This is a genomic window from Vreelandella profundi (assembly GCF_019722725.1).
Taxonomy (GTDB): domain Bacteria; phylum Pseudomonadota; class Gammaproteobacteria; order Pseudomonadales; family Halomonadaceae; genus Vreelandella; species Vreelandella profundi.
This window is the reverse complement of record NZ_CP077941.1, coordinates 1,567,553-1,593,118: the sequence shown is the minus strand read 5'-3', so window position 1 is coordinate 1,593,118 and position 25,566 is coordinate 1,567,553. Positions and strand designations below refer to the sequence as shown.

The following is a 25,566-nucleotide window of genomic DNA, read 5'->3' as shown; positions in this document are numbered from 1 at the left end:
CATCCATGAATGCCCTAAAGCGCCATGAAATTTTTTCCCGCCTGCAGGCAGAAAATCCACATCCGACCACTGAGCTTAATTGGCATACGCCGTTTGAGCTGCTTGCCGCCGTGCTGCTATCCGCTCAATCGACAGATGTCGGTGTTAACAAAGCCACTGCGCGACTTTATCCGGTGGCCAATACGCCCCAGGAGATCATTGATTTAGGGATCGATTCGCTTAAAGATCACATCAAAACCATCGGTTTATATAACACTAAAGCCGAAAATCTGATGAAAACCTGTCATATGCTTGTCAACCAGCACGATGGCAATGTACCCAACACTCGCGAAGCGTTAGAAGCTCTGCCCGGCGTCGGCCGTAAAACGGCGAATGTGATCCTTAATACGGCGTTTGGCCAACCCACTATGGCAGTCGATACGCATATCTTCAGAGTGTCTAATCGTACCGGCATCGCACCAGGTAAAAACGTGGTCGAGGTAGAGCAAAAGCTGCTGCGCCATGTGCCCAAAGCGTTTCTTCACGATGCGCATCACTGGCTGATACTGCACGGGCGCTACACCTGCATTGCGCGTAAGCCCCGCTGTGGCAGCTGCATCATTGAAGATTTATGCGACTTTAAAGATAAAACGGAGCTTGTCTAATACCTAACACCTTACGCCAGCGCTCGGCTTAGGCATTGACGGCTAATAGCTGGCGATACGCGTCGCGCCAGGCGGGCCACTCCCACTCAGTGGTCGCCAGGGGCGCCGGGCGCGTTGCTGAGTCGGTCAGCCAGGCGTAAAGCCGCTGATAAAGCCCCTCCCGCGTACCGTCATAGCGATAGGCCGGCGGATAAAGCGCCGGAAAACAGAGCCTGTCTGGCACTAGCGGCAGCGCCCCACGCTGGGCTGCTTCCATAATGGCCAGTCCCTGAAATTCATGCCAGGTGGTTGAGACCACAATGCCCGCACCTTCCAGCAGCTCGCGGTATTCAGCCTCTGGCTGCGGGCCCCAGGCAACCACATGCTTTGCTAAACGCTGCTCCGCTTGCTCAAAAATGTCGGGGGATTGACGAAAACGCTGCCCCAGCACGGCAAGCTCAAATGCGACGCCTTCAGCACTTAGTGCAAACAGCACCTCAAAAAAATCATTCGGGTTCTTGTCATACTCCCAGCGGTGATTCCAGACAACAAGCTGGGGGCGTCTAGGCGTTTCATGCAAAGCGGCTGACCTTATTGATAAGGGCACTGGTAGGACATAAGCGCATTTACGCAGCGCTTCAAGCGGATTGGCGGCAGGCAAATTTTCCGGCATCTTTTTCAGAAATGCCCGTGCGCCATCAATAAAAGAATCGCGATTATAGGCGCTGTTAAATACAACGCTATCGGCTGCCAAAGCGGTATAGAGATTGACCATTTTGGCCTCTACTTGCGGCATCTGATCGCTGGATTCCGGATAGGCGAACTGATTTTCATGAAAGTAGACGATTTTTTGCGCTTGACCAAGGTGCGGAAACAGCCCAATTAACGTTGCCAGATCGACCATCGAGGTGGCCAGCACCACGTCAAACGACTGGCTGAGAGTAGCATGCTCTTTTAACATCCAGCTCAGCGGGTTACCGCGAATTCGCCAAGCGAAGTGACGCGGCGGAAGGCTTAATAGCGTCCATGAAACATCATCCAGCTGCGCCATCAAGCTGTGCGCCCAGTATCGATGGCTAACCGCTTCATAGGCAGATAACAGTAAGACCCGCATTAAAACCCCTGTTGCTCAAGCTTACCCGCCAGCATTTCTAATACCTCAATACCCTGAACATCGGTAGGTAGCCACGGCAAACTAGGCCGCGGGAATCGCGCAAATAGCGTATCGATGCGTGCAAGATAGCTAGCTTCCTGCTCACGCCGCGCCTGTAAAAAGGCACCGTCCGCATCCGTGGGAATGACTCGGTTAACCAGCGTTCCTGCCACGGGAATGTGCGCTTCTTCGAGCGTTCGAACGGCGCGATCGGTTTCGAGAATGGGCAGCCGCTCAGGCGTCATCACAAACAGAAAGCTACAGGCGCTGGTGTCTTCAATGCGTCGTCGCGCTTGATGAAACAGCCGGCGTCGATTGATCAATGTCGTGGCCACTTCACGGGTACGATCGTCTAAATCATTCAAAGGGTCTTCACTAGGATCATCAAAAGGTGTTGCCACATCACGACCCCGCTTTGGAGTGAGGTGGTCAAGCACCTTCCCAAGCTCTGCGGACTTGCGATTGTGGGCCAGTAACCCGTCGGTCCAAGCGGCCATGGCTTCAGGCAATGTTAACAGCCTTAAGGTATGGCCGGTCGGCGCCGTATCGAAAATAATCAGATCGTAGGGAGCGGTGTCATCGACCATTAGCCGCGCTAGCCGTTCTAGCAACGCGGCCTCCTGAGTGCCGGGAGACTGGCGCGTTAAACGCATCTGGCGCTCCAGTTCCTGCATCATTTCAGGGGCAGCGTAACGGCGCATCTGCTGGGTCACGCGCTGAAGGTGGGCCTCCACTTCGATATCAGGATCGATTTCCATCGCATCCAGGTTGGGCAGCAGGCGCCGCGGCGCGTCACCTAAGGAGCGATCAAAGACATCGCCTAAGCTGTGTGCCGGGTCGGTCGACACCACCAGTACGCGCTTTCCCCGACTGGCAGCAAGCACGGCTAAAGAAGCTGCTACCGTGGTTTTACCCACACCGCCTTTGCCACCTACCCACAGCAGGCGGCGATTGAGTACTGCTTGCATGGCATTCCTCACTTGTTCAACGTAGCGCTCTTTAAGGCAAGACAATCGCCGTCAGCAGCAGCGGAAATGGTCCAGCGGCGAACGCTCCATGCCCATTCGCGTGTGCCAGTCATGGAAACGCTCCAGTAACAGCGGCTGAAGCTCAAGAGTGTAGTACGAGGCCGGATTCTGTAAGCCCATCATTTCAGAGAACACCAACAGCATAAACAGGTCGTCTTCGTCGCGTCGCGCTCGCGCAATAGCGCCTCGATAGCGCGAGTTATATACCTCTTCAGAAAAGAAACGGGCCTGATTCAGCCAGGCCCGTAACTTGTCTCGACGCGGCGATGACCCCTGCATCGGGTCATCATGCATAGCGATTACTCTCTTTCAGTTATGCTTACGTTAATCACCCTGGGCAGCCATTTCAGCGCGTGAGCGCTTGAGCGCGGAGGCACATTCCATCGCCACCATAATAGCCGCCACCAGCACCACAATATCCATCACCAGTAGGAACATGTTGCCTTGGTTCCAGAACGTGCGCAGCTGTATCAGTAGCGCCAGAATCGTCATGACCAATAAAAAGCATAGCGGCGCCAGCGTATACCACATAGGGCGCTTCAGGCGTACAAGCATGACGGTAATGACGAGTAGCGTTAGGCCTGCCAGTAGCTGGTTGGTGGTGCCGAATAGCGGCCAGATAATCAGCCCCCCCGAACCATCAGCACCGCCTGCGCCAAACGCTAGCAGCAAGCAGGTGCCTACCGCTAGCCCCGTGGCAATCGATGGTTTTTTCATCCACGGCTGATCGTAAATATCGCCCCACTCTTGAAAAATGTAGCGCTGTAGGCGAAGGCCCGTGTCCATGGTAGTGCCCGCGAAAAGCGCCGCCATCACAGTGAGTAGCGTCGCCGCGGTCACTTCTGGCAAGCCAAGACCGTTATGAATGATAAAGGCGCCACCTTGTACGAAGGCATTGACGCCGCCCTGCCCGAAGGCGCTATACATCGCCTGCCAATCACCGTAGGTGGCAAAACCAGCGGTCGCTGCCAAAATAGCAGCTAGCGCCAACATGCCTTCGCCCACCGCGCCGAAATAACCCACAAAACGAGCATCGGTTTCTTTATTCAACTGCTTAGACGTTGTGCCGGATGAAACAAGCCCGTGAAAGCCCGAGATGGCCCCGCAGGCAATAGTGACGAATAGCAACGGTATCAGCGACGGCGTGCCTGCAGGAACATCGTTATTAAATGCGGGCGCTACTAGCACCGGGTTCAACAGCACTAGGGCCCCATAAAGAATTAGCAAGCCAATGAAGAGCTGCAGACCGTTAATATAATCACGTGGCTGCAGCAGCATCCACACCGGCAGCAATGACGCAATCGCCGCGTAACCGAACAGAATAACAATCCAAATAGCATTGCCTGAGACACCGGCCACTTCAGCAGGCATTTGAATAGGCACTGAAGGCCCAATACCGATCAGCGCGTAGAGTGCAATGACGCCGATAACTGACACCACCGCCAGGCTCATGATCCGTCGATAAATCAATTGCCCGATAATTAGCGCCACAATAATAGCGCCCCAAACGGGTACTACCGCGCTTGGGAAGTTCATCATTAACCCAGCAATCACCACGGCAAAGACCGCATTAACCATCAGTAACACTAAGAAGATCACGATCATAAAGATACTGCGAGCACGCTTACCAACGACATCGCCAGTTAAGGCTCCCACCGATTTAGCTCGATTGCGTACGCTGGCCCAAATAGCGCCGAAATCATGAATACCGGCAAAGAAAATGGTGCCAAACACCACCCACAAAAAAGCCGGCGCCCAGCCCCATATAACGGCGATCGCAGGCCCCACAATCGGCGCTGCTCCCGCAACGGAGGTAAAGTGATGGCCCCATAAGACGAATCGATTGGTCGGCACGTAGTCAATGCCGTCCTCAAACTCATGGGCAGGGGTTTTAAAATCAGGATCCAGCTGGTAAATCTTCTCCGCAATAAACTTGGAGTACACAAAGTACCCCACGGCCATTGCGCCAAGACCCACCACTAGAAGGAAAATAGCACTCATGGGCGCCGCTCCTTTGGGTTTGTTGTTATTGTTTATTTAATAAACCTGGGAATTGCTGCTCTTATCACTTTACAGAGTGGTATGAGATAACGGTTAAGTCCATAACAATACGGTGCTAATCGCGGGAGTTGATTCTAAAGTTGTATTTAAAGCAGCGTAAATCTCGATATAAGCCTTCTTAGCCCGCCTAGTTATTTAGCAAAATTCATTTACCAGCATTCGGCCAAGGTCGTCTTGGCCGCACTCCTCTAGCTCACTACACTGCATAGTTAACGATTGATCACGCGTGCACCCAGCGCTATGCACACGGTGCGTCCGGCACTACCACTGATAAAGACAGGAGACTTTCATGGCCAAAGTGCTTGTGGTCGATGACGAACCCAATATCGTACTATCGCTGGAATTTCTGATGGAGCAGGCAGGCTTCGAAGTAGTGACGGCTGAAGACGGCGAGCAGGCCATGGCCCGCGTTAACGATAGCCAGCCCGATTTACTGTTGCTCGACATTAGCCTACCGGGCATGAGCGGTTTTGACGTATTAGAACGCCTGCGTGGCGATGCCGCCACAGCGCATCTTGCAATTATTATGCTAACCGCGCATGGCCGCGACGTAGAGCGTGAAAAAGGCATGGCGTTGGGCGCCGATGACTACATCACTAAACCGTTTTCGACCCAATCACTGGTGCAAAAAGTTAAAGCGCTGCTGGCTGGAAAGCAGCCATGACGCGAGGCGGGCTGCCCAAGCGCCAGCGTCTTGTTGGCTTATGGCTTCTGCTTAGCGGTATTAGCCTGTTTGGCGGTGCTGTTTTTGCCGCCTGGCTGGATACTCAGCTGGCGCCTGCTGGATGGGCAAGAGCAGCCCTTTGGATCGGCAGTTTCTCTGGTGGCGCCACGATTTTTGTCGCGGGATTGATACTTGAACGCATGCTGTTTACCCCGCTGCGGCATCTTCAAGCTCAGCTTGTATGCTTGGTTGGCAACCCTGATGCCCACGATGAACAGCTGCCTGAAGGCTGGCTTAAAGGGCTTGGGCCAGACTTACGCCGCGTCAGCGAAAACTGGCGAGCAGATCGCAGCCGCCTAGCAACCGCCCACGCGGAAGGGGCACGCAGCGCTGCGCGTATTCGCCAGGAGCTTGAAACGCTGCTGCAAGTCCTCGAAACGCCCCTGCTGCTGTGCGATCACCACCGGCGCGTGATGCTATTCAATCAAGCCGCTGAAGATTTTTTTATCGACAATACGGGGCTTGGTTTAGGTAAACGCCTGGAAGCTCTACTCCCTGTTAGCAGCCTTCCGCAAGCGCTTAGCCAGCTACCTCGCGATGGCTCACCGCGCGAGCTTTTGGTGCCCTGCGATAATCGCTGGCTAAAAGTGATACTGCGCCGCGTGCCGGGCAGTGACGGCGAAACGCTGCTCACCTTTAGTGATGCAACGGCATCCTGGTCGAATGAAATGGGCGTGAGAGCAGAGCTTGCCCAGATACTCACGCCAATCCGTCAGCATACCGCGAGCTTGACCAGCGCTGCCGATGCGCTGATTCAGCTACGTGATCAAAATGATCCCAGCACATCGTTATTACGTCAGCGTTTCGAGCGCGTTATCCAAGAGGAAGGCGCTACGCTTGGCGAGCACGTCGCAAAAATCGGCCAGCTGCTTGACGATATGCAGCATCAAGGTGAGCGCTTGACGCCCATGTGGTCCAACGACTTCTGGCAAGCGCTGGATGAACGCCTTGATCCTGAACGGCGCTTAATTACCCCTGTGGGGATGCCTGCCTGGTTTAAAGGCGATGCGCCCGCATTAATCGCACTGTTTAACTCCTTGGTAAAGCATCTCAGCAATTACCTACCTGACAGCGGTTTTGAAGGTGAAATGTGCCTGGGCAATAAACGCGTCTATTTAGATCTTATTTGGCGCGGCAAAGCGATACCGGAGCATGAGCTGGCCGAATGGCGGCAGCAGCCCTTAACCTCGCTACCGCTAAACCCAAGCGTTGCGGATGTGCTGCGCCAGCACGCTAGCGACATTTGGAGCCTTGCCGACGAAAACGGCATATATGCACGCTTGCGCCTGCCGCTACCCGCCATGGAGCGCGTGGGAGCCCCGCGTGAAATTGCGCCTCCCCGCCCTGAGTTTCACGATTTTGGCATAGCCGATCTTCCGCCACCCAGCGAAGCACTCGCCAGCCGCTCACTGCGCAGCCTCGAAGTGGTCGCGTTTGATACTGAAACCACCGGGCTTGAGCTGCGCCGAGGGGACACTGTCATCAGCTTGGGCGCCTGCCGCTTAGTCAATGCGCGCCTGCTGGCCAGCGAGACCTTCGATCAAAAAGTCGATCCACAGCGCCCAATACCGCCCGCGAGTACCGCCATCCATGGCATTGTCGATGCTGATGTAGCGGGCGCGCCGCTGCTAGATGTCGTGCTCACTCGCTTTCGCGACTACGTGGGTGAAGCCGTACTGCTTGCCCATAATGCCGCCTTTGATCTACTTGCGATAAGCCACCAGGGCATCGCCTTTGATATACCGGTGATCGACACACTGTTGATTTCTAGAGCGCTGGATGAAGCGTTGGTCGGCCACGACCTCGACAGCCTTGCTCAGCGCTATGGCCTAACCTTCCCCCCCGACACTCGCCATACCGCTCTGGGGGATGCACGCGTAACGGCCAAGCTGTGGCTAGCGCTGCTGCCTCGTCTAGAAGCACGTGGCATTGATACGCTTGAACAGCTGCTAGCGCTGCAAGCGAATGCCCTTGACCGACAGGATGCCAGCGTCTTATGAAACCCAGCGGCGAAAAATCACGTAAGTCAGAACGCTTAATGGCCTTAGTGGCCGTTGCCTTGCTGCTGTTCTGCCCGCCGCTGATTATCGTCGTAGACCGCTTAACCACGCTTCATGTGGGCTGGCTGCCACTATATTTATTTAGCGCTTGGGCCGTCGTGATCGGCTTAACTGCGTGGCTAATGGAACATCATGCGGATCGCTAACGATGCGCACTGAGCCGATTATTCTTGGCACAGCCTTTGGCTACCTTGCGCTACTTTTTGTGGTCGCCGCTTGGGGTGATCGGCGGGCTGAGCAGGGCCGCTCGCTGATCGGGTCACCCACTGTCTATGCCCTTTCTATTGCCGTTTACTGCACCGCCTGGACATTTTATGGCAGCGTGGGCCGAGCCGCAGCGTATGGTCCTAGTTTTTTGCTTATCTACTTAGGCCCTACGCTGGCCATGCTGCTGGCGCCCTCGGTTATTCGCAAAATGGTGCGTATCGCTGCACGCCAACGCATCACCTCTATTGCCGACTTTATTAGTGCCCGCTATGGCAAAAGTGCCGGCTTAGGTGCGCTGGTAGCGCTAATGGCGCTGATCAGCATCACGCCCTATATTGCGCTGCAGTTAAAAGCCATTACCGTTAGTCACGCGGTGCTAATTAACTACCCCTACACGCCCGATACCACGCTGATCGATGAACGCTTCTGGATGGATAAATCGCTTTGGGTCGCGCTGGTATTGGCCGTGTTTATTATCCTTTTTGGCACCCGCCATCTGGATGCCAGCGAACGCCACGAAGGAATGGTTGCCGCTATCGCTTTAGAATCGCTGGTCAAGCTGGTGGCCTTTATGGCGGTCGGTATCTTCGTGGTTTTTGTGATGTTTGAAGGGCCCGGCGCGCTATTTTCGCAGGTGGCGGCCACGCCTGAGCTAGTAGACAGCATGCGGCTCGATCGCGTGCCGGGTGGCGTTACCGGATGGGTGGGCATGCTAGTGCTGGCCTTTCTGGCATTTTTAACGCTGCCCCGCCAATTCCAAGTGTTAGTCGTTGAAAACGTTGATGAGCAGCATTTAACCCGGGCGAGCTGGCTATTTCCGCTTTATATGCTGCTGATTAATCTCTTCGTCATACCCATTGCCCTGGCGGGCATGCTGCTAGGCGCTAGCGCAGGCGACCCTGACAGCTTTGTGCTAACGCTGCCGCTCTCAGCAGGCGTGGAAGGTTTACCGCTATTAGTGTTTATCGGTGGCCTTTCGGCGGCCACCGGCATGGTGATTGTCGAAACCATTGCGCTTTCCACCATGGTGAGCAATCAGCTGGTGATGCCGCTACTGCTGCGCTCACGGCGGTTACACCTGAGCACTAAAGGGGAGCTTGCCGGCTGGCTGCTGGGTATTCGCCGCGTAGCCATTGTGCTTATTCTATTGCTCGGTTATCTCTACCACGCCCTGATTGGTGATTCCTATAGCCTCGTCACCATCGGACTTGTGTCCTTCGCGGGGGCAGCCCAGTTTGCCCCGGCGCTGTTGATTGGCCTTTACTGGCGCGGCGCAACACGCCAAGGGGCCACGTGTGGATTGATCGCCGGCTTTTTAGTGTGGTGCTATACGCTACTGCTTCCGGGCTTTGCTCAGTCAGGGTGGTTGAACGCTGCGCTGCTCACCGAAGGCCCTTGGGGGATCACTTGGCTCACTCCTTACGCCCTATTCGGGCTCGAAAACTGGGATATTTACAGCCACTCACTGCTGTGGAGCATGCTGGTAAACGTCGGGCTTTTAGTTGGCGTGTCGCTGTTTACCCGCCCTACGCCCCTTGAGCAAACCCAAGCCGCGCTCTTCACTGAGGCTATGCACCCTAACCTGACCACTGCCCCGCTATGGCGCGGGCAAACTACTCAAGGCGCGCTGAACGAATTACTTGTTCGCTACCTAGGCCTTCAAACCACTCGCCGCATCTTCAGCTATAGCAATAACAAAAGCGTGTTTGAGGCGGATCAACCGGCTTCCACTGAGCTCATTACCCGCGCAGAGCAGGCCCTCGCCGGGTCATTGGGCAGCGCCTCCGCGCGGGTGCTGATCAACTCAGTGGTGCGCGGTGAAGCGCTGGATATTGAGTCGATTCTTAGCATTCTTGACACTACCTCACAAACGCTAGAGTACAACCGCCGGTTAGAGCAAAAATCTCAGCAGCTGGTGCAGATTGGCGAAGAGTTGCGCAGCGCCAACGAGCGCCTGCGCGAGCTAGACCGCTTAAAAGATGAGTTTGTCGCCATGGTCAGTCACGAACTGCGCACACCGCTAACGTCCATCCGCGCCTTCGCTGAAATCTTGCGAGATAGCGACCAGCTCCCCAGCGAGAAGCGCCAGCATTTTCTTGGCGTGATCGTACATGAAAGCCAGCGGCTATCACGTCTAATTGAAGAGATACTGGACCTTGCGCGTTTAGAAAGTGGCCGCCTAACGCTAAACCCGGTGCCACTTGACCTGACCGCGCTGGCTCGGCAAAGCATTAATGCTATTGCGCATCTACATGAAGAACGCGGCGTTACCCTAGACATCAGCTTAGAGGTCGACCCGGCAATGATCGTTGGCGATCAGGATCGCCTAGAGCAAGTTATCATCAATTTACTTGATAACGCGGGTAAGTTTGCTGATCGACTGCAGCCCAAAGTACGCCTGGCGCTATATCGCCATCGTGACCATTACCGCTTAAGCGTTGAGGATAACGGTGCGGGTATCAGCATGGATGAGCGCGAGCGGGTATTTGAAAAATTCCATCAACTACAGCAGGATGCTGATATTCCCCGTGGTCGGCCAAGAGGCAGCGGTCTAGGCCTGCCGATCAGCCGGGGAATAATCGTGCATCTGGGGGGAAGACTCTGGGTGGAGGATGCTAAACACTTAGGCGGCGCTTGCTTGACACTAGAGCTACCCGCCGCGCCGAACAGCTAATTCGCGGCTTATCACGCTAAGAGGCACGTCGACGTTTTAAAAAAAAGTGCTAGCGGTCGTCGCTATTCATATCCGTGCTATTCATTTCTGTATCATGACGTGGGTCTGGCTCGAACATGGCTTCACCCACTTCATCAATATAGCGCTGTGCTTTAGTAAGCATCATGGCGTCACAGGCTTCACGGCTAGGCAGCATGTCGGAACGTTCAAAACGATGTTCGAGCGTTTCTTCTGACGTACCCGGCTTACGAATCCAACCGCTCACGCGGTATTGGCCGCTCTTATTATCGGGCTGGGGCACAATCCAGTAGCCCTTATATTCCACAGGCTCGGCGGCGTCAGTGGTAGCACCTGAGGCAGTTGGGGGCCTATTACCAAAGAGCCCGGATAAGATTTTTTTAAGCATCGTCACTCCTTTTCTTGTAGGACGGCCGTTTGTACCTACCGCCCTACAAGGTAAATGCAGCGTTGTATCAGCGCTTAATTAGCTTTGTTTACGCCCTTTGCCTGCGGCAATCCGCAGACGTAGCGCGTTAAGCTTAATAAAGCCTTCTGCATCTTTCTGGTTATAGGCGCCCGCGTCATCTTCAAAGGTCGCAATTGACTCATCAAAGAGCGACTCGTCAGATTTACGGCCAACAACGGTCGCATTGCCTTTATAAAGTTTCATGCGCACGACGCCAGCAACGTTTTTCTGCGTTTCGTCGATAGCCGCTTGAAGCATGCGACGCTCAGGGCTCCACCAGTAGCCGTTATAGATCACTTCTGCATATTTCGGCATCAGCTGATCTTTCAGGTGAGCTTCTTCGCGGTCTAGCGTCAGTGACTCAATAGCGCGGTGGGCACGCAGCATAATGGTGCCCCCTGGCGTTTCGTAACAGCCGCGAGACTTCATGCCCACATAGCGGTTTTCGACAATATCCAAACGGCCAATGCCGTTATCGCCACCTAGCTTATTGAGTTTTTCAAGCACTTCGTGGGCTTTCAACGGCTCGCCGTCGATGGCCACAATGTCGCCCTTTTCAAACGTCAGTTCAACGTAGGTTGCTTTATCAGGCGCGGCTTCAGGAGAAACGCTCCAGCGCCACATATCGTCTTCTGCTTCGGCCCACGGATCTTCCAAAATGCCGCCTTCATAAGAAATATGCAGCAGGTTGGCATCCATGGAGTAAGGCGATTTTTTCTTCTTATTGGCAAAATCAACGGGGATATTGTGCTCTTCACAATAGGCCATCAATTTTTCACGCGAGGTTAAATCCCACTCACGCCAAGGGGCGATGACTTTAACGCCCGGCTTTAACGCATAGCCACCAAGCTCAAAGCGCACCTGATCATTGCCTTTACCGGTGGCGCCGTGAGAAATGGCATCGGCACCGGTTTCATTGGCGATCTCAATCAATCGTTTAGCGATCAGCGGACGAGCAATCGACGTGCCTAGCAAGTACTCGCCTTCATAAATAGTGTTGGCGCGAAACATGGGGTAGACGTAGTCGCGGACAAACTCTTCGCGCAGGTCTTCGATGTAGATTTCTTTTACACCAAGGGCTTGCGCCTTAGTGCGGGCTGGCTCGACTTCTTCGCCCTGACCGATGTCGGCAGTAAAAGTAACTACCTCGCAGTTGTAAGTTTCTTGCAACCACTTAACGATAACGGATGTGTCCAGGCCGCCTGAATATGCCAGCACAACCTTTTTGACATCGGACATTCTTTGCTCCTCATTGACTATACGAAATTCATTAGCGAAAAAGGCACTATCAATTAGCACACGGCTAACCGATATATCTTTGCAACGGACCTTGAGTATAGCGTTCTCAATGCCCAGCGAATACCGCCAACGACGCTTGGGGGGTAAAGCTGCTAGAATCAATCCATTCAAAGCGGTGGCACACCGCTTATATTGACTGATTACTCGCTTTACTAAGGAGAGCTGCATGAGCGAGGCAATTGCCCGCGAATTAATGGCCCAACGTTTTCGTAGTTACCTACCCGTGGTCATTGACTTAGAAACCGGGGGATTTAATGCCCAAGGCGACGCTGTGCTTGAGATAGCCGCCGTCACGCTAACCATGGATCCAGAAGGCAACCTGCTTCCTGATGCTACCTATGCTTACCATATTGAGCCTTTTGAAGGATCTAATGTGGAGCAGTCGGCACTCGATTTTACCGGTATCAATCTAGACGACCCACTGCGTCGCCAAGTGGCGCTTAGCGAGGCTGACGCGCTGGGAGAGATTTTTCGCCCCATTCGTAAATCGCTGAAAGCGCATGACTGCACGCGGGCTATTCTGGTGGGCCATAACGCGGCATTTGACCAAGGTTTTTTGAACGCAGCGGTTAATCGCTGCGGCATTAAGCGTAACCCCTTCCATCCGTTTTCGAGTTTTGACACGGCAACGCTGGCAGGCTTGGTATATGGTCAAACGGTGCTGGCGCGCGCCTGCAGGGCTGCCGGCATTGAGTTTGATAATAAAGCCGCGCATTCCGCTCGCTACGATACCGAGCGTACCGCTGAGCTATTTTGCGCCATGGTTAATCGCTACAAAGACCTTGGCGGCTGGGAGCTAGCCCAGCGCGAGCAAGAAATGGATGGCCCCGATTAACCAGCGATCGCCGCTGATGCAGCCATCATGGCTTTGCGCTAAACTTTGCCACGCTACATGATCTAAAAGCTGAACCGGCCATCATTAGTCGTTTTGTCTAGTGATGGCATCTGATTACGATTCACCCTATCCGTTTTCAAGAGATGAGACGTTCCATGGCCCAGCATAATGCCTTTTACGCCCAGTCCGGTGGCGTCACCGCCGTCATTAACGCCAGCGCCTGTGGCGTTATTGAAGCCTGCCGCCAAGCGCCCGATCAAATTGGCAAGGTGTACGCCGGTCATAACGGCATTATTGGCGCTCTAACCGAAGACCTCATCGATGTTACCCAAGAATCTGACGAAGCGATTGCTGCACTGCGCCACACCCCCGGTGGTGCTTTTGGTTCGTGCCGCTATAAGCTGAAAGATATCGATACGCATCGTGCTCAGTACGAGCGCTTGATTGAAGTCTTTAAAGCGCACGACATTCGCTACTTCTTCTACAACGGCGGTGGCGACAGCGCCGACACCTGCTTAAAAGTCTCGCAGCTTTCCGAAAAGCTGGGCTACCCGCTCACCGCCATCCACGTGCCCAAAACCGTCGATAACGATCTACCGATCACCGACAACAGCCCGGGCTTTGGCAGCGTTGCTAAGTATATTGCAACTTCAACGCTTGAAGCGTCGTTGGATATCGCTTCTATGTGCGCAACGTCCACTAAGGTGTTCGTGCTTGAAGTGATGGGTCGCCATGCCGGCTGGATTGCCGCCGCGGGTGGCTTAGCAGGTCAAGAGGAAGGCGAGCCGCCGCACCTAATTATCTTCCCGGAAATCCCCTTCAACCGTAAAGCGGCCATGGCGCGGGTTGAAGAATGCGTTAAGCAGTACGGTTACTGTGTGATTGTGGTGTCAGAAGGCGCCCGTTACGAAGACGGCACCTTCTTGGCCGATGCGGGCAACACCGATGCCTTTGGCCATCGCCAGTTAGGCGGCGTAGCGCCGACGCTTGCCGGCATGATCAAACAAGATCTGGGCTACAAATATCACTGGGCGGTCGCTGACTACCTTCAACGTGCCGCGCGCCACTTGGCGTCTAAAACCGACGTTGAGCAAGCCTACGCGGTCGGCTACGAAGCGGTAACGCTGGCGCTTGCTGGCAAAAACGCCATGATGCCGGCCATTCGCCGCATTTCTCAGAATCCTTACCAGTGGGATGTGATTTCTGCCCCGCTGTCTCAGGTGGCTAATCAAGAGAAATTCATGCCCCGCGACTTTATTAGCGCTAACGGACTTGGCATTACGCAGGCGTGCCGCGACTATCTTTCACCGCTTATCCAAGGTGAAGATTTCCCACCGTTTGAAAACGGCCTTCCTAAAGTAGCCAAGCTGAAGCTAGCCAAAGCTGAGCGTAAGCTGCCGGTCTTTACGCTGTAAAAAGCTTAGAGATAAAAAGCCTAGCGATAAAAGCACCATCAAAAACGGGGCGATGACGTTAGTCATCGCCCCGTTTTTTTATACTTTGCGTTTAGCGTAATAGCCAGGAAAGCACCAGCAGCAGCAGTAAAATCCCTGCCACGCCTTGCCAGAAACGGCGCGGCTCCTGACGACTCTCATCTTGAGCAGAGCGACGCCCGAGCGGCACGCGTATTGCGTGCATAAATTCTGACATGCGCCTAAAGCGCAGCGCTCGCTGCGGGTCCAACGCCCGGCGCAGCGCATCGTCTAAGTCGGGGGAAATTTCAGGATTCGTCGTGCGCGCGCTGCGAAACGTTAGCTCTTCAAGATCGGTATGGCTGCGCAGCCGGTTCGGCGTCAAGGTGTAGGGCAAAGCACCGGTCAACAGCCAATAGACGGTGGATGCTAGCGAATATTGATCGCTGCGACGGCCGATGGTATCGCCCAGGGCATATTCTGGGGCGGTGTGCTCGTTAAGGCCAACTTGACTAAGCAACTCTCCAGAATGCCGATGCCCTTCGCCATCACGCATGTGACAAGCGCTAAAGTCTGTCAACACCAGCTTACCGTGTAGATCGATGAGAATATTATCAGGACCAATTTGCTGATGAATAATATCCCGGTGATGCAGAGCCTGCACCGCCTTGCCCAGCTGATTGGCGATATCAAGCCGCTGAACCAGGCTCGCCTGCGGATGGCGCTCTGCCCACTGGCGCAGCGTCTCCCCCTCTATATGCTGCATAAGGTAGTAGAGGTAGCGACGCGAACGAGCCCGCTCCATCACTTTGACGACAAAGGGAGAATTAACCCGCTCTACGACCCACTGTTGCAGCATAAAATGCTCAAGGTAGGCGTTGCGTAATGAAAGCTCGGGGCTGGGCGCTTTCATTACCATTTCGCGCTCGCTGTGCACATCGCGAACGCGATAAACCCTAGACTGAGCCGTTCGTGACAGCACTGCGAGCACCTCAAGGCCATCTAAGCGATCCCCCGGCGCCAGCTCAGGCGGAATGGGCAAATCGCCATAGAGCTGCCCAGGACGCTCGGTTGTTTCCTCTGGCAATTCATCTATGCGAACCAGCTGGAAGCAAAACTGATCGCCTCCATAGCCACGCTCCTGGGCACGCTGCTTTGCCTCATCCGCTAAACGCTCACAGGCAGCGTCTAGATCACTAGCGTCTTGGCGAATCAAGCGCACGTAGTCTGAAGGTAGCAGCGTGCCGCGCACCCCCTGCGTAGTAAAAAGAAACAAATCACCCTGTTTTAACGCGATATGGGTGTAATCAATGTCGACACTGCCGTCCATGCCGAGCGCCCGCGAAGGATAGCGGTAGCCGCCCACGTCCGTCACATGGTCGCGACTTAGCTGCTCAAACTCTGCGCCGCGCAGACGAAAGACCAGCGTATCGCCCATATGAAAAAGATGAGCTTCACGGCCACGAAAGACCATGGCGGACATAGAGGAAACGAAGCTGCCTTCTTTAACATGCTGGCTTTGGCTATAGCACCAGCTATTCAGTGCCCGCAGCACGCGGGTGGCAGATGTTTTGACATCCCAGTGATCAGGAGTAGAAAAGTAGTCCGCCAGAAAGCCACGTACGCTGAGATCGCCCGCCTGTTTGGCCATGGTATTGCGTGAAATCGAATCGCTAATTACCGCACAGCCGCCTTTTGCGCGCAGTAGCGGTGCCTCAGGAAAGCGTACTGACATTGAACTGCGATGTAGGCGCCGGTCGGGGGCGACAAACGCTTGACCATAACTGATGAGCAACTGGGCGTGCGACAAGGCATCCTCCTAGGCTATCGACTCGAGCGCTTATAATACACGCTGTGAACCAAGAGCGATGCTCACCAAACGTCTCTATCGCCCGATTCAAAGTGCCTCAACCCTATTTAAGCGTTGAAATGTTATAAAATCGCCAACCTTTCTCGGCCTCTTGTTATGTCGCATTGGCAATCGTGTAGCCATATTCGTATAATTCCGGCCATCAAAGACTCTGAAACGATTGCTTAGCCGCAGCAAGACTCAGCCACTGTACTATCAAGGAATCAACGATGAACTTCGATAATATCCCTGCCGGAAAGGATCTCCCCAACGACGTTTACGTGGTGATCGAAATTCCCGCTAACCACGATCCAATCAAATATGAAATTGATAAAGATATGGGCGCGCTGGTCGTTGACCGTTTCATGGCCACTCCCATGTTTTACCCCGCCAACTATGGCTTCATTCCGCACACTCTCGCCGACGATGGCGATGCCCTTGACGCCCTAGTCGTCACACCGCATCCCGTTCAGCCTGGCAGCATTATCCGTGCCCGCCCGGTTGGCATTTTGAACATGACCGATGAAGCCGGTGAGGACGCCAAACTGATTTGTGTGCCCCATGCCAAGCTGAGCTCACTTTACGACAACATTCAGGAAGTCACTGACCTACCTGAACTGCTGCGTCAGCAAATCGCTCACTTTTTCGAGAACTACAAAGATCTAGAAAAAGGCAAGTGGGTAAAAGTAGAGTCTTGGGAAGGTGCCGACGCTGCGCGCAAAGCGATTGAAAAATCCGTTAGCGCCTATCAAAAAGCGTAATAAATAGCACCTAAGCGGGAATTCATAACCGCTTAATGCATCTAAAGGCCGCCTTCGGGCGGTCTTCTGCGTTATCAGCCTAGCGATACGGGCTAGCGCACGCGTAGCCGCGTCATGTCACCGCAGTGAGCACGCCAGACGCTTATGCTTGCGGTATGCTATTTACCTTCATTGCGATGCTATTGATTAAGGATGCACCTTGTTACCTTTTAAGCGCCTGAGCCAATTTGCTTTATTCGCCCTTCTACTTATCGGGCTACCGCTGATGGCTCACGCCCAGTGGTTTTCTTCATCTAGTAATCAAGACACATTTTTACCCGTGATGGAGGCATTTGAACCCGCTGCCTGGCACGATGGTGACACCCTTTATATCGGCGTTGATATTGCTGACGAATATTACCTGTACCGGCATCAATTTGCGGTTAGCAGTCAAATCGGGAGCGCCGATCTAGGCGAGCCGAACATTCCCCAAGGCACCTTTACTAACGATGAGTTCATGGGAGATGTGTATGTATTCAGGGATCAAGTAGTCTTTGAGGTTCCCTTAAACACCACCTATTCAGGCCCGCTTGATATTACCCTGACCTTTCAAGGCTGCGCGGACGCAGGTCTTTGCTACCCCCCGGAACAGGCGGACCTTCAGGCAAGTGAAACACAGCCACCCAGCCAATTCGCTGACTGGCAGGCCGATAATAGCGGCTCCGACCCAGTGGCCAACGCCTCAGCGCAAGATGATACTGGCACTGCAACGCAAGGCGGCTTTTCAGCTCCCCAAAGTGAAGACAGCCACTTCAGCACCTTGATTAGCAGTGCAAGCTTGCCATTGGCGCTGGGACTATTTTTTATCGCGGGCTTAGGGCTTACCTTTACGCCCTGTGTGCTGCCGATGATCCCCATTCTGTCATCGATTGTGGTCGGCCAGAACCCTACTCGCTCTCGGGCATTTGTGCTTTCTACAAGCTATGTATTAGGCATGTCAGTGACTTATGCGCTTGTGGGCGTTTTGATGGGGCTGTTTGGTGCCGGGCTGAACCTTCAGGCTCGCTTGCAGTCGGCTCCCGTCTTAATCACCTTCGCGGTACTCTTCGCACTTTTTGCGCTGGCAATGTTTGGCGCATTTAATCTTAATCTATCGCCACGCTTAACCAATCGCATTGATGCTTGGCAGACGCGCGCTCAGCGCAGCGGCCCTGCAGGCTTAGCGGTGGCGGGCGCCCTTTCAGTGCTAGTGGTATCACCCTGCGTTACGGCGCCATTAGCAGGCGCCTTGGTATTTATTTCGTCTACCGGGGACGCGGTTCTTGGGGGCGCAGTGCTGTTTGCACTGGGCCTGGGTATGGGTGTGCCACTTCTTTTAGTCGGCACCTTCGGCGCGACCTTGCTCCCACGCAGCGGTGCCTGGATGAACGCCGTGAAAATTGGCTTTGGACTGCTGCTGCTAGGGGTGGCGATTTGGATGATAGAGCGTTTGGTCGCCGCGCCTATCGCGCTGCTGCTATGGGCTGCGCTAGCGATTGGAAGTGCGCTCACTTTAGGCGCCTTAAACGTCAACCAGCCACAGGGCTGGTCGCGTGCGCGCCAAACACTTGCGCTTATGCTGCTAACCTGGGGAGTACTGCTGGTGATTGGAGCCGCGCAAGGGGGCAACAACCCGCTGCGCCCACTCGCGGCAGCCTCCAATCAAACAAACGCCGAACAGGCACAGGCACTCAGCTTCACTGAAGTCGACACACTGAGCGCTCTTGAGGATGAAATTGCCAATGCAAAAAGCAACCATCAGCCGGTGTTTGTACACTTTACTGCCGACTGGTGTATTTCGTGCAAATTAATGGAACGCGATGTATATCCAGACGCACGCGTCACCGCAGCGCTAAGCGGCTATAAGCTGATTGCCGCCAATGTAACGCACACTGATAGCAACAGCCGTGAGCTGCTGGACCAATTCAATTTATTTGGCCCACCCAGCCTGCTATTTTTTAATCAAGGTCAGGAGCTGCGCGATGCTCGTATTCAGGGCGAAGTCACCGCCGACCAGCTTCAGCAACATCTTGAATCTGTCAGCCAGTGGATAGCGGCTCAGTGACATGCAAAAAAGGCTAGGTATCGTGGATATCGGCGGACAAATGCCGACTTGCTTCGTGTTCCACTACTTCAGGGGTTGCTGGGCCTGCTGCTGGACATCGTGGCACTTTTTCGGCAAACTCCGCTCCCATATTAGCTAAAAACTTCCTTTTTAGGGTTGAGAACGAGGTAACGTTCGCTAACATGCCGCGTTCTCTTCATTTTAAAATCTGGTTTACTGCGCTAATTCAGCGCCGCATAGCATCTCCGCTTAGAGGCTGAGTTTGCTCTGTGACTACCTTTTATGACATTGATGGGGCTATGCCATGGATATCCGCAAAGTTAAGAAACTGATTGAGCTTCTCGAAGAATCCAATATTAGTGAGATTGAAATTCAAGAAGGCGAAGAATCAGTCCGCATCAGCCGCCATCCGAACGGTGCTACTTGGCAGCAGCAGCCAATGCCCCAGTATGCTCAGCCTACCTATGCGCCGGTCGCAAGCGCACCGCCTGCTGATATTGAATCAACCGGCGTTAGCTACCGTGGTGAAGCGGTAAATTCACCGATGGTCGGCACCTTTTATCGCAGCCCTGCACCGGGCGCTAAATCCTTTGTGGAAGTAGGCGACACCGTCAAGCAAGGTGATACCGTATGTATCATTGAAGCCATGAAGATGATGAACCAGATTGAAGCTGACCGTGACGGCGTGGTGGAAGCTATTCTGGTGGAAGATGGCGAGCCGGTGGAATTCGATCAGCCTATGATCGTTATCGCTTAATCTTTCATTTTCAACACGGGTGGACTCTCCCATGCTGGACAAGGTATTAATCGCGAATCGCGGCGAGATTGCCCTTCGTATCCTACGGGCCTGTAAAGAACTGGGCATTAAAACCGTGGCGGTACACTCCAAAGCTGATCGTGAACTCATGCACGTTCGTTTGGCAGATGAAGCCGTTTGTATCGGACCGGCATCGTCAGCGCAGTCTTACCTGAATATACCGGCCCTTATCAGCGCGGCTGAAGTGACTGATTCAACGGCTATTCACCCGGGCTATGGCTTTCTATCGGAAAACGCCAACTTTGCCGAGCAGGTAGAGCGTTCCGGCTTTACCTTCATCGGGCCCCGCGCAGAAACGATTCGCCTGATGGGTGACAAAGTCAGCGCGATTCAATCGATGAAAGAAGCCGGTGTTCCTACGGTTCCCGGCTCTGATGGCCCGCTCGGCGATGACGATGCTGTCAATCTAGCGACGGCTATGCGTATCGGTTATCCGATCATCATCAAAGCGGCGTCAGGCGGCGGCGGGCGTGGCATGCGCGTGGTGCATACTGAAGGCCATCTGCTGTCGTCGATTACCGTTACGCGTACCGAAGCACAGGCGGCGTTTGGTGACGGCACGGTCTACATGGAAAAATTCCTTGAGAAACCGCGTCACGTAGAAGTGCAGGTGCTGGCTGATGGCCAAGGTAACGCTATCCATCTGTATGATCGCGACTGCTCTCTTCAGCGCCGTCATCAAAAAGTGCTTGAAGAAGCCCCAGCCCCCGGTCTTGATCAGAAAGCTCGTGAGCAGGTGCTTGAAGCCTGCCGCCAGGCGTGCATTAAAATCAATTACCGTGGCGCCGGCACCTTTGAATTCTTGTACGAAGACGGAAAGTATTTCTTCATTGAAATGAATACCCGCGTTCAAGTCGAACACCCGGTTACTGAGATGGTTACCGGCGTGGATATCGTCAAAGAACAGCTGCGCATTGCATCTGGCCTTCCGCTGTCTATTCGCCAAGAAGACGTGAAGATCGCCGGCCATTCCTTCGAGTGCCGGATTAATGCCGAAGATGCCCGTACCTTTATGCCTTCGCCCGGGAAAGTGACGTTATTTCACTCGCCGGGTGGCTTAGGTGTGCGTATGGACTCGCATCTTTACACGGGATACACCGTTCCTCCCCATTACGACTCACTGATCGGCAAGCTGATCACGTGGGGTGCAGACCGCGAAATAGCGCTGACGCGCATGCGCAATGCGCTTGATGAACTACTTGTGGAAGGCATCAAAACCAATATCGACCTGCAGAAAGATTTGGTTCGTGACAGCCACTTCCGCGAAGGCGGTGTCAACATCCACTACCTGGAAAAGAAACTCGGCGGCTAACGCCACTCCAGCGCTATGTTCGATACCCAACGGGGTGGCCAAGTCCACCCCGTAGTTGTCTTTGCGGTACTGTCTTTACTGTAGTTGTCTTTACTGTCTCTATTTCTAAAATCGCCTTGCGGAGAATCTGCATGCCCTGGCTTCAACTCAAAGCTCATGTCGCACCCGAGCAAGCAGAATTTCTTGAAGAGCTGCTGCTCGAAGAAGGCGCGACCGCCATTGGCCTTCAAGATGCCCACGATGATCCGGTATTTGAGCCTGAGCGCGGTACCACTCCGCTTTGGCAGGATACGATTCTGACAGGGCTTTATGATGACCTTGAAGGCGTTGACGATATGCTAGCGCGCATCGAGGCTGCTTGGTCGGAACAAATGGCGAGCGAGCCCTGCCCCACGATCGAGTATGAGCTACTCGCCGATCGTGACTGGGAGCGTGAGTGGATGGATGATTTCACTCCTCTACGCATGGGCCAGCGGCTATGGATTGTGCCCAGCTGGCACGAGCCGCCTGAGGCAGACGCGGTCAATCTGATTCTCGATCCTGGCCTTGCGTTTGGCACCGGCACGCACCCGACTACCGCGCTGTGCCTAGAATGGTTGGATGAACTTGCAGTGGCGGGCCACTTAGCGCAGCAGCCTGTGCTTGATGTGGGCTGTGGCTCGGGCATTTTGGCTATCGCCGCCCTAAAGCTTGGCGCACACCATGCCGACGCTACCGACATTGACCCCCAGGCACTGCAAGCGAGCCGTGATAACGCAGAACGTAATAGCATCGCCGAACAGCAGCTTTCGCTTTACTACCCTGAGCAGTTAAGCGATGACGTTCGTTACCCTGTGGTAACCGCCAATATACTGGCGGGCCCACTGGTTGAGCTAGCGCCGATGATTGCCGGACACTTGGCCCCGGGCGGGCGCATTGCGCTATCGGGCATTTTAGCCAACCAGGCCGACGATGTTCAGCAGGCCTACACGGCGCAGGGCATTATCATGCATGAGCCAATTATTCGTGAAGGCTGGGTGAGACTCTCAGGCCAGCGCCCGGATTAAAGCACCCTGCGGCCTTCAACCTAACGGCGAGTAGGCGTATCATACGCACCCTTGAAAGCGCTTACTCGTCGCCAGATCAGCACCTATATAGCCCTACTCCATGACGCTTATGAACAACCTACCCAGCATTGGTCGCTACCGATTATCAAATCGCGTAATCCTGGCACCAATGGCCGGCGTTACCGACCGCCCATTCCGTCAGCTATGCCGACAGCTGGGGGCTGGCTGGGTGGTGGGCGAAATGGTCACGTCAGACCCTAGCCTATGGCATACGCGTAAATCACAGCTGCGAATGGACCACCAGGGCGAGCCGGACCCGCGCGTGGTGCAAATTGCGGGTGGCGATGCCGAGATGCTTGCCCAGGCAGCTCGCCTGAATGCTGAACTAGGCGCTCAGATTATTGATATCAATATGGGCTGCCCTGCTAAGAAAGTGTGTAATAAAGCGGCAGGCTCTGCCCTGCTACGCGATGAGGCCTTGGTCGCTGAGATTTTGCAGGCGGTAGTGGCCGCCGTTGATATTCCCGTGACGCTTAAAATCCGCACGGGCTGGTGCGCGGCATCGAACAACGCCCTGCGAATTGCTCAGCTGGCCGAGGCCGCAGGCATTCAAGCGCTCGCCGTACATGGCCGACATCGCGAACAGCGCTATACTGGACAGGCAGAGTACGACACGATTGCCGACATCAAATCTCGTCTTTCGATACCGGTGATTGCTAACGGCGACATAACAAGCCCTGAAAAAGCCGCCGACGTACTCGCTTATACCGGTGCTGATGCCGTCATGGTAGGCCGTGGTGCGCAAGGAAATCCGTGGATATTTCAACAGATTAACCACTATTTCCAGCATGGCACGCGAATGGCACCACCCAGCCTAGCCGAGCGCCAGCAGGTGCTTAATGGGCACGTTGGCGCGCTGCATGAATTTTATGGTGACACCATGGGCGTACGCATAGCGCGCAAGCATGTCGGCTGGTACCTCAGCGACGATCCGCGCTTTACGCCGCCTCAACAGCACGCGCTGAAGCAGCAGTTCAATGCGTTAGCATCACCCGAAACGCAATTTGATTGGATCAACGACGCGATGGCTCCCGATGCCGCCACACGTTTGCTAGCCAAAGGAAGCTATGCTGCATGACCGAACGCGATCTTCTCTCTAGCGATACTGTTTCTCACCTCACCGGCATGCTGGCTAACCCAGCGGCGAGCACACCGCCGCAGCCTCTACGAGAGGCCGTGGAAACAGCGATGCGCCGCTACTTCGAGCATCTCGATGGCAGCCAGGCAACTGACCTATACGCCATGGTGATGGCCGAAGTAGAAGCCCCCTTACTGGCCTGCGTTTTGGAGCACACTGACGGCAACCAGACCCGGGCCGCTGATGCACTGGGCCTGAACCGAGGCACCCTGCGTAAAAAGCTAAAGCTTTACGGACTTATCGAAGGCGACGCCCCATAACGATGGGGCGTTGTTGTTTTTATTTACCCACGTTGACTTCACAACGCTGCACACGAGCATCCTCATGGCTGATAACTCTACCTTGACTGACAGTAACGCTACTCCCGTCCGCCGCGCCCTTCTGAGCGTTTCTGATAAAACTGGCATTGTAGAATTCGCCCGCGGCCTGACTGAGCACGGCGTTGAACTGCTTTCAACCGGTGGCACTTTCCGGCTATTGCAAGAAAATGCCATTGCGGTGAAAGAAGTGTCTGAACATACCGGCTTTCCCGAAATTATGGATGGCCGTGTCAAAACGCTTCACCCCAAAATTCACGGCGGCATTTTGGCACGACGCGGGCAGGATGATGCGGTCATGGCCGAAAACGACATTACCCCTATCGATATGGTGGTCGTTAATCTCTACCCCTTCGCGGCGACCGTAGCCAAGCCTGATTGCACGCTGGAAGATGCTATCGAGAATATCGATATTGGCGGCCCTACTATGGTGCGCGCCTGCGCTAAAAACCATGCGCATACCACGATAGTTGTGAATACCGCTGACTACACCCGCGTGCTGGGTGAGCTGGCCGCTCAAAATGGTCAAGTAAGCACGGCAACGCGGTTCGATTTAGCGGTCAAAGCCTTCGAACACACCGCCGGCTACGATGGCGCTATTGCCGACTACCTGGGCCGCAAGGTTGACGCTGCTGACGAAGCATTTCCCCGCACCTTTAATCTTCAAATGCATAAAAAACAGGATATGCGTTACGGCGAAAACCCCCATCAGCAGGCAGCTTTCTACGTTGATCCGCAGGCTAGCGAGCCAAGCGTTGCCACCGCAAAAATGCTGCAGGGCAAACCGCTTTCATATAACAACGTCGCCGATACCGATGCAGCGTTTGAATGCGTCAAAGCTTTTAAAGAGATCGCCTGCGTCATCGTTAAACATGCCAACCCTTGCGGGGTGGCCGTTGGCTCAACAGCGCTAGCGGCTTATGAAAAAGCCTTCGCCACCGACCCTACCAGCGCATTTGGCGGCATCATTGCCTTCAACACAGCGCTGGACGCACAAACCGCTCAGGCAATTATTGACCGTCAGTTTGTCGAAGTAATTATCGCCCCCGGGATTAGCGATGACGCTGCCGCCATTGTGGCCAACAAGCAGAATGTTCGTTTACTTGACGTCAGCGAGCATTGGTCAGGCGAACACCAGCCTGCCTTTGACCTCAAGCGGGTCAACGGTGGCTTATTAGTACAAGAACGCGATGAGGGCATGGTGACACGCGAGGATTTGACGGTTGTCAGCCAGCGCGCTCCCAGCGAGCAAGAGCTGCGCGATCTAGCCTTTGCTTGGCGAGTGGCTAAGTTCGTTAAGTCCAACGCCATTGTTTATGCCAAAGATGGTCAAACGGTGGGCGTGGGCGCCGGACAAATGAGCCGTGTTTATTCCGCTAAAATTGCGGGCATCAAAGCCGCAGATGAAGGCCTTTCAGTGCCTGGGTCGGTCATGGCCTCGGATGCGTTCTTCCCGTTCCGTGATGGCATTGATGCCGCCGCCGCCGCGGGCATTACCGCGGTTATTCAACCGGGTGGCTCAATGCGCGACCAGGAAGTGATCGATGCCGCCAATGAAGCAGGCATTGCCATGGTATTTACCGGCATGCGCCACTTCCGCCACTAAGCTTTTTCGGTAGCACCGCTGGCTAGCCAGCATAT

22 protein-coding genes are annotated in these 25,566 nt (G+C 54.4%); 15 read left to right on the top strand and 7 right to left on the bottom strand.

All coding sequences use genetic code 11. The annotated features are described in order from the left end of the window. Nucleotides 1-5 precede the first annotated feature (5 nt). Entirely contained in the window at nt 6-644 is a 639-nt protein-coding gene (gene nth, locus KUO20_RS07280) for an endonuclease III (protein WP_235042197.1), read from the top strand. A gap of 28 nt (nt 645-672) precedes the next feature. Here nth and KUO20_RS07275 read toward each other — a convergent pair whose 3' ends face one another. From KUO20_RS07275 to KUO20_RS07260, 4 genes are read right to left on the bottom strand one after another with little or no spacing between them, the layout of a single operon-like run. Continuing rightward, nucleotides 673-1,737 (bottom strand): tRNA-queuosine alpha-mannosyltransferase domain-containing protein, encoded by a 1,065-nt coding sequence (locus KUO20_RS07275; protein ID WP_235042196.1) that lies wholly within the window; start codon nt 1,735-1,737, stop codon nt 673-675. Then, nucleotides 1,737-2,744: an ArsA family ATPase gene (locus tag KUO20_RS07270; RefSeq protein ID WP_235042195.1), complete on the bottom strand. Its 1,008-nt coding sequence runs from the start codon at nt 2,742-2,744 to the stop codon at nt 1,737-1,739. Before KUO20_RS07270 ends, KUO20_RS07275 begins: the two co-directional genes overlap by 1 nt. A 51-nt stretch (nt 2,745-2,795) precedes the next feature. After that, on the bottom strand, nt 2,796-3,098 hold the full coding sequence (locus KUO20_RS07265; protein ID WP_235042194.1) for a cory-CC-star protein: 303 nt from the start codon (nt 3,096-3,098) through the stop codon (nt 2,796-2,798). A gap of 30 nt (nt 3,099-3,128) precedes the next feature. Then, a complete protein-coding gene (locus KUO20_RS07260; RefSeq protein WP_235042193.1) occupies nt 3,129-4,805 on the bottom strand; it encodes a carbon starvation CstA family protein in 1,677 nt (558 codons plus the stop codon). Between the two features lie 349 nt (nt 4,806-5,154). Here KUO20_RS07260 and KUO20_RS07255 point away from each other — a divergent pair, with 349 nt between their 5' ends. The 4 genes from KUO20_RS07255 to KUO20_RS07240 are packed head-to-tail and all read left to right on the top strand — an operon-like array spanning nt 5,155 to nt 10,530. Continuing rightward, nucleotides 5,155-5,529 carry a response regulator transcription factor gene (locus KUO20_RS07255; RefSeq protein ID WP_235042192.1) on the top strand — a complete coding sequence of 125 codons (375 nt, stop codon included), beginning with the start codon at nt 5,155-5,157 and terminating at the stop codon, nt 5,527-5,529. Continuing rightward, nucleotides 5,526-7,589, top strand: coding sequence for a 3'-5' exonuclease (locus KUO20_RS07250; protein ID WP_235042191.1), 2,064 nt, complete (start codon nt 5,526-5,528; stop codon nt 7,587-7,589). Before KUO20_RS07255 ends, KUO20_RS07250 begins: the two co-directional genes overlap by 4 nt. Then, nucleotides 7,586-7,795 carry a hypothetical protein gene (locus KUO20_RS07245; protein ID WP_235042190.1) on the top strand — a complete coding sequence of 70 codons (210 nt, stop codon included), beginning with the start codon at nt 7,586-7,588 and terminating at the stop codon, nt 7,793-7,795. The genes KUO20_RS07250 and KUO20_RS07245 overlap by 4 nt, the downstream gene beginning before the upstream one ends. A gap of 2 nt (nt 7,796-7,797) precedes the next feature. Further along, nucleotides 7,798-10,530, top strand: a complete 2,733-nt coding sequence (locus tag KUO20_RS07240) for a sensor histidine kinase (protein WP_235042189.1) — start codon at nt 7,798-7,800, stop codon at nt 10,528-10,530. A gap of 49 nt (nt 10,531-10,579) precedes the next feature. Here the strand turns inward: KUO20_RS07240 and KUO20_RS07235 are convergent, their stop codons facing one another. Together KUO20_RS07235 and KUO20_RS07230 are read right to left on the bottom strand one after the other, a co-directional pair. Next, on the bottom strand, nt 10,580-10,936 hold the full coding sequence (locus tag KUO20_RS07235; protein ID WP_235042188.1) for an HlyU family transcriptional regulator: 357 nt from the start codon (nt 10,934-10,936) through the stop codon (nt 10,580-10,582). A 78-nt stretch (nt 10,937-11,014) separates the two neighbouring features. After that, nucleotides 11,015-12,235: an argininosuccinate synthase gene (locus tag KUO20_RS07230; RefSeq protein ID WP_235042187.1), complete on the bottom strand. Its 1,221-nt coding sequence runs from the start codon at nt 12,233-12,235 to the stop codon at nt 11,015-11,017. A gap of 226 nt (nt 12,236-12,461) precedes the next feature. Between KUO20_RS07230 and rnt the strand changes: the two genes are divergently transcribed. Beyond that, nucleotides 12,462-13,130, top strand: coding sequence for a ribonuclease T (gene rnt / locus KUO20_RS07225; protein ID WP_096280258.1), 669 nt, complete (start codon nt 12,462-12,464; stop codon nt 13,128-13,130). A 155-nt stretch (nt 13,131-13,285) separates the two neighbouring features. Next, the gene (locus KUO20_RS07220) at nt 13,286-14,545 is read left to right on the top strand and encodes a 6-phosphofructokinase (RefSeq protein ID WP_235042186.1); all 1,260 of its coding nucleotides are present in this window, start codon (nt 13,286-13,288) and stop codon (nt 14,543-14,545) included. 91 nt (nt 14,546-14,636) lie between these two features. On the opposite strand, the gene KUO20_RS07215 is transcribed toward KUO20_RS07220, so the two are convergent. Continuing rightward, the gene (locus tag KUO20_RS07215; protein WP_235042185.1) at nt 14,637-16,352 is read right to left on the bottom strand and encodes a bifunctional protein-serine/threonine kinase/phosphatase; all 1,716 of its coding nucleotides are present in this window, start codon (nt 16,350-16,352) and stop codon (nt 14,637-14,639) included. Between the two features lie 269 nt (nt 16,353-16,621). On the opposite strand from KUO20_RS07215, the gene ppa reads away from it, so the two are divergent. From ppa to purH, 8 genes are all read left to right on the top strand, one after another. Next, the gene (gene ppa, locus KUO20_RS07210) at nt 16,622-17,152 is read left to right on the top strand and encodes an inorganic diphosphatase (protein WP_096280264.1); all 531 of its coding nucleotides are present in this window, start codon (nt 16,622-16,624) and stop codon (nt 17,150-17,152) included. Between the two features lie 199 nt (nt 17,153-17,351). Beyond that, nucleotides 17,352-19,235 carry a protein-disulfide reductase DsbD gene (dsbD, locus tag KUO20_RS07205; protein WP_273543196.1) on the top strand — a complete coding sequence of 628 codons (1,884 nt, stop codon included), beginning with the start codon at nt 17,352-17,354 and terminating at the stop codon, nt 19,233-19,235. A 304-nt stretch (nt 19,236-19,539) separates the two neighbouring features. Next, the gene (gene accB / locus KUO20_RS07200) at nt 19,540-19,992 is read left to right on the top strand and encodes an acetyl-CoA carboxylase biotin carboxyl carrier protein (protein WP_235042183.1); all 453 of its coding nucleotides are present in this window, start codon (nt 19,540-19,542) and stop codon (nt 19,990-19,992) included. Nucleotides 19,993-20,023: 31 nt separating this feature from the next. Continuing rightward, nucleotides 20,024-21,364 (top strand): acetyl-CoA carboxylase biotin carboxylase subunit, encoded by a 1,341-nt coding sequence (accC, locus tag KUO20_RS07195; RefSeq protein ID WP_235042182.1) that lies wholly within the window; start codon nt 20,024-20,026, stop codon nt 21,362-21,364. A gap of 131 nt (nt 21,365-21,495) precedes the next feature. Then, nucleotides 21,496-22,410 (top strand): 50S ribosomal protein L11 methyltransferase, encoded by a 915-nt coding sequence (gene prmA, locus KUO20_RS07190; protein ID WP_235042181.1) that lies wholly within the window; start codon nt 21,496-21,498, stop codon nt 22,408-22,410. A gap of 100 nt (nt 22,411-22,510) precedes the next feature. Further along, complete coding sequence (gene dusB / locus KUO20_RS07185; RefSeq protein WP_235042180.1) at nt 22,511-23,548, top strand: tRNA dihydrouridine synthase DusB; 1,038 nt, start codon at nt 22,511-22,513, stop codon at nt 23,546-23,548. Further along, the gene (fis, locus tag KUO20_RS07180; RefSeq protein WP_235042179.1) at nt 23,545-23,868 is read left to right on the top strand and encodes a DNA-binding transcriptional regulator Fis; all 324 of its coding nucleotides are present in this window, start codon (nt 23,545-23,547) and stop codon (nt 23,866-23,868) included. Before dusB ends, fis begins: the two co-directional genes overlap by 4 nt. Nucleotides 23,869-23,932: 64 nt before the next feature. After that, a complete protein-coding gene (purH, locus tag KUO20_RS07175; protein WP_235042178.1) occupies nt 23,933-25,531 on the top strand; it encodes a bifunctional phosphoribosylaminoimidazolecarboxamide formyltransferase/IMP cyclohydrolase in 1,599 nt (532 codons plus the stop codon). Nucleotides 25,532-25,566 lie beyond the last annotated feature (35 nt).

Excerpts from the sequence above, each read along its gene's own strand:
- nth (WP_235042197.1), top strand. The coding sequence starts at position 6 with ATGAATGCCCTAAAGCGCCATGAAATTTTTTCCCGCCTGCAGGCAGAA.
- KUO20_RS07275 (WP_235042196.1), bottom strand. The coding sequence starts at position 1,737 with ATGCGGGTCTTACTGTTATCTGCCTATGAAGCGGTTAGCCATCGATAC.
- KUO20_RS07270 (WP_235042195.1), bottom strand. The coding sequence starts at position 2,744 with ATGCAAGCAGTACTCAATCGCCGCCTGCTGTGGGTAGGTGGCAAAGGC.
- KUO20_RS07265 (WP_235042194.1), bottom strand. The coding sequence starts at position 3,098 with ATGCATGATGACCCGATGCAGGGGTCATCGCCGCGTCGAGACAAGTTA.
- KUO20_RS07260 (WP_235042193.1), bottom strand. The coding sequence starts at position 4,805 with ATGAGTGCTATTTTCCTTCTAGTGGTGGGTCTTGGCGCAATGGCCGTG.
- KUO20_RS07255 (WP_235042192.1), top strand. The coding sequence starts at position 5,155 with ATGGCCAAAGTGCTTGTGGTCGATGACGAACCCAATATCGTACTATCG.
- KUO20_RS07250 (WP_235042191.1), top strand. The coding sequence starts at position 5,526 with ATGACGCGAGGCGGGCTGCCCAAGCGCCAGCGTCTTGTTGGCTTATGG.
- KUO20_RS07245 (WP_235042190.1), top strand. The coding sequence starts at position 7,586 with ATGAAACCCAGCGGCGAAAAATCACGTAAGTCAGAACGCTTAATGGCC.
- KUO20_RS07240 (WP_235042189.1), top strand. The coding sequence starts at position 7,798 with ATGCGCACTGAGCCGATTATTCTTGGCACAGCCTTTGGCTACCTTGCG.
- KUO20_RS07235 (WP_235042188.1), bottom strand. The coding sequence starts at position 10,936 with ATGCTTAAAAAAATCTTATCCGGGCTCTTTGGTAATAGGCCCCCAACT.
- KUO20_RS07230 (WP_235042187.1), bottom strand. The coding sequence starts at position 12,235 with ATGTCCGATGTCAAAAAGGTTGTGCTGGCATATTCAGGCGGCCTGGAC.
- rnt (WP_096280258.1), top strand. The coding sequence starts at position 12,462 with ATGAGCGAGGCAATTGCCCGCGAATTAATGGCCCAACGTTTTCGTAGT.
- KUO20_RS07220 (WP_235042186.1), top strand. The coding sequence starts at position 13,286 with ATGGCCCAGCATAATGCCTTTTACGCCCAGTCCGGTGGCGTCACCGCC.
- ppa (WP_096280264.1), top strand. The coding sequence starts at position 16,622 with ATGAACTTCGATAATATCCCTGCCGGAAAGGATCTCCCCAACGACGTT.
- accB (WP_235042183.1), top strand. The coding sequence starts at position 19,540 with ATGGATATCCGCAAAGTTAAGAAACTGATTGAGCTTCTCGAAGAATCC.
- accC (WP_235042182.1), top strand. The coding sequence starts at position 20,024 with ATGCTGGACAAGGTATTAATCGCGAATCGCGGCGAGATTGCCCTTCGT.
- prmA (WP_235042181.1), top strand. The coding sequence starts at position 21,496 with ATGCCCTGGCTTCAACTCAAAGCTCATGTCGCACCCGAGCAAGCAGAA.
- dusB (WP_235042180.1), top strand. The coding sequence starts at position 22,511 with ATGACGCTTATGAACAACCTACCCAGCATTGGTCGCTACCGATTATCA.
- fis (WP_235042179.1), top strand. The coding sequence starts at position 23,545 with ATGACCGAACGCGATCTTCTCTCTAGCGATACTGTTTCTCACCTCACC.
- purH (WP_235042178.1), top strand. The coding sequence starts at position 23,933 with ATGGCTGATAACTCTACCTTGACTGACAGTAACGCTACTCCCGTCCGC.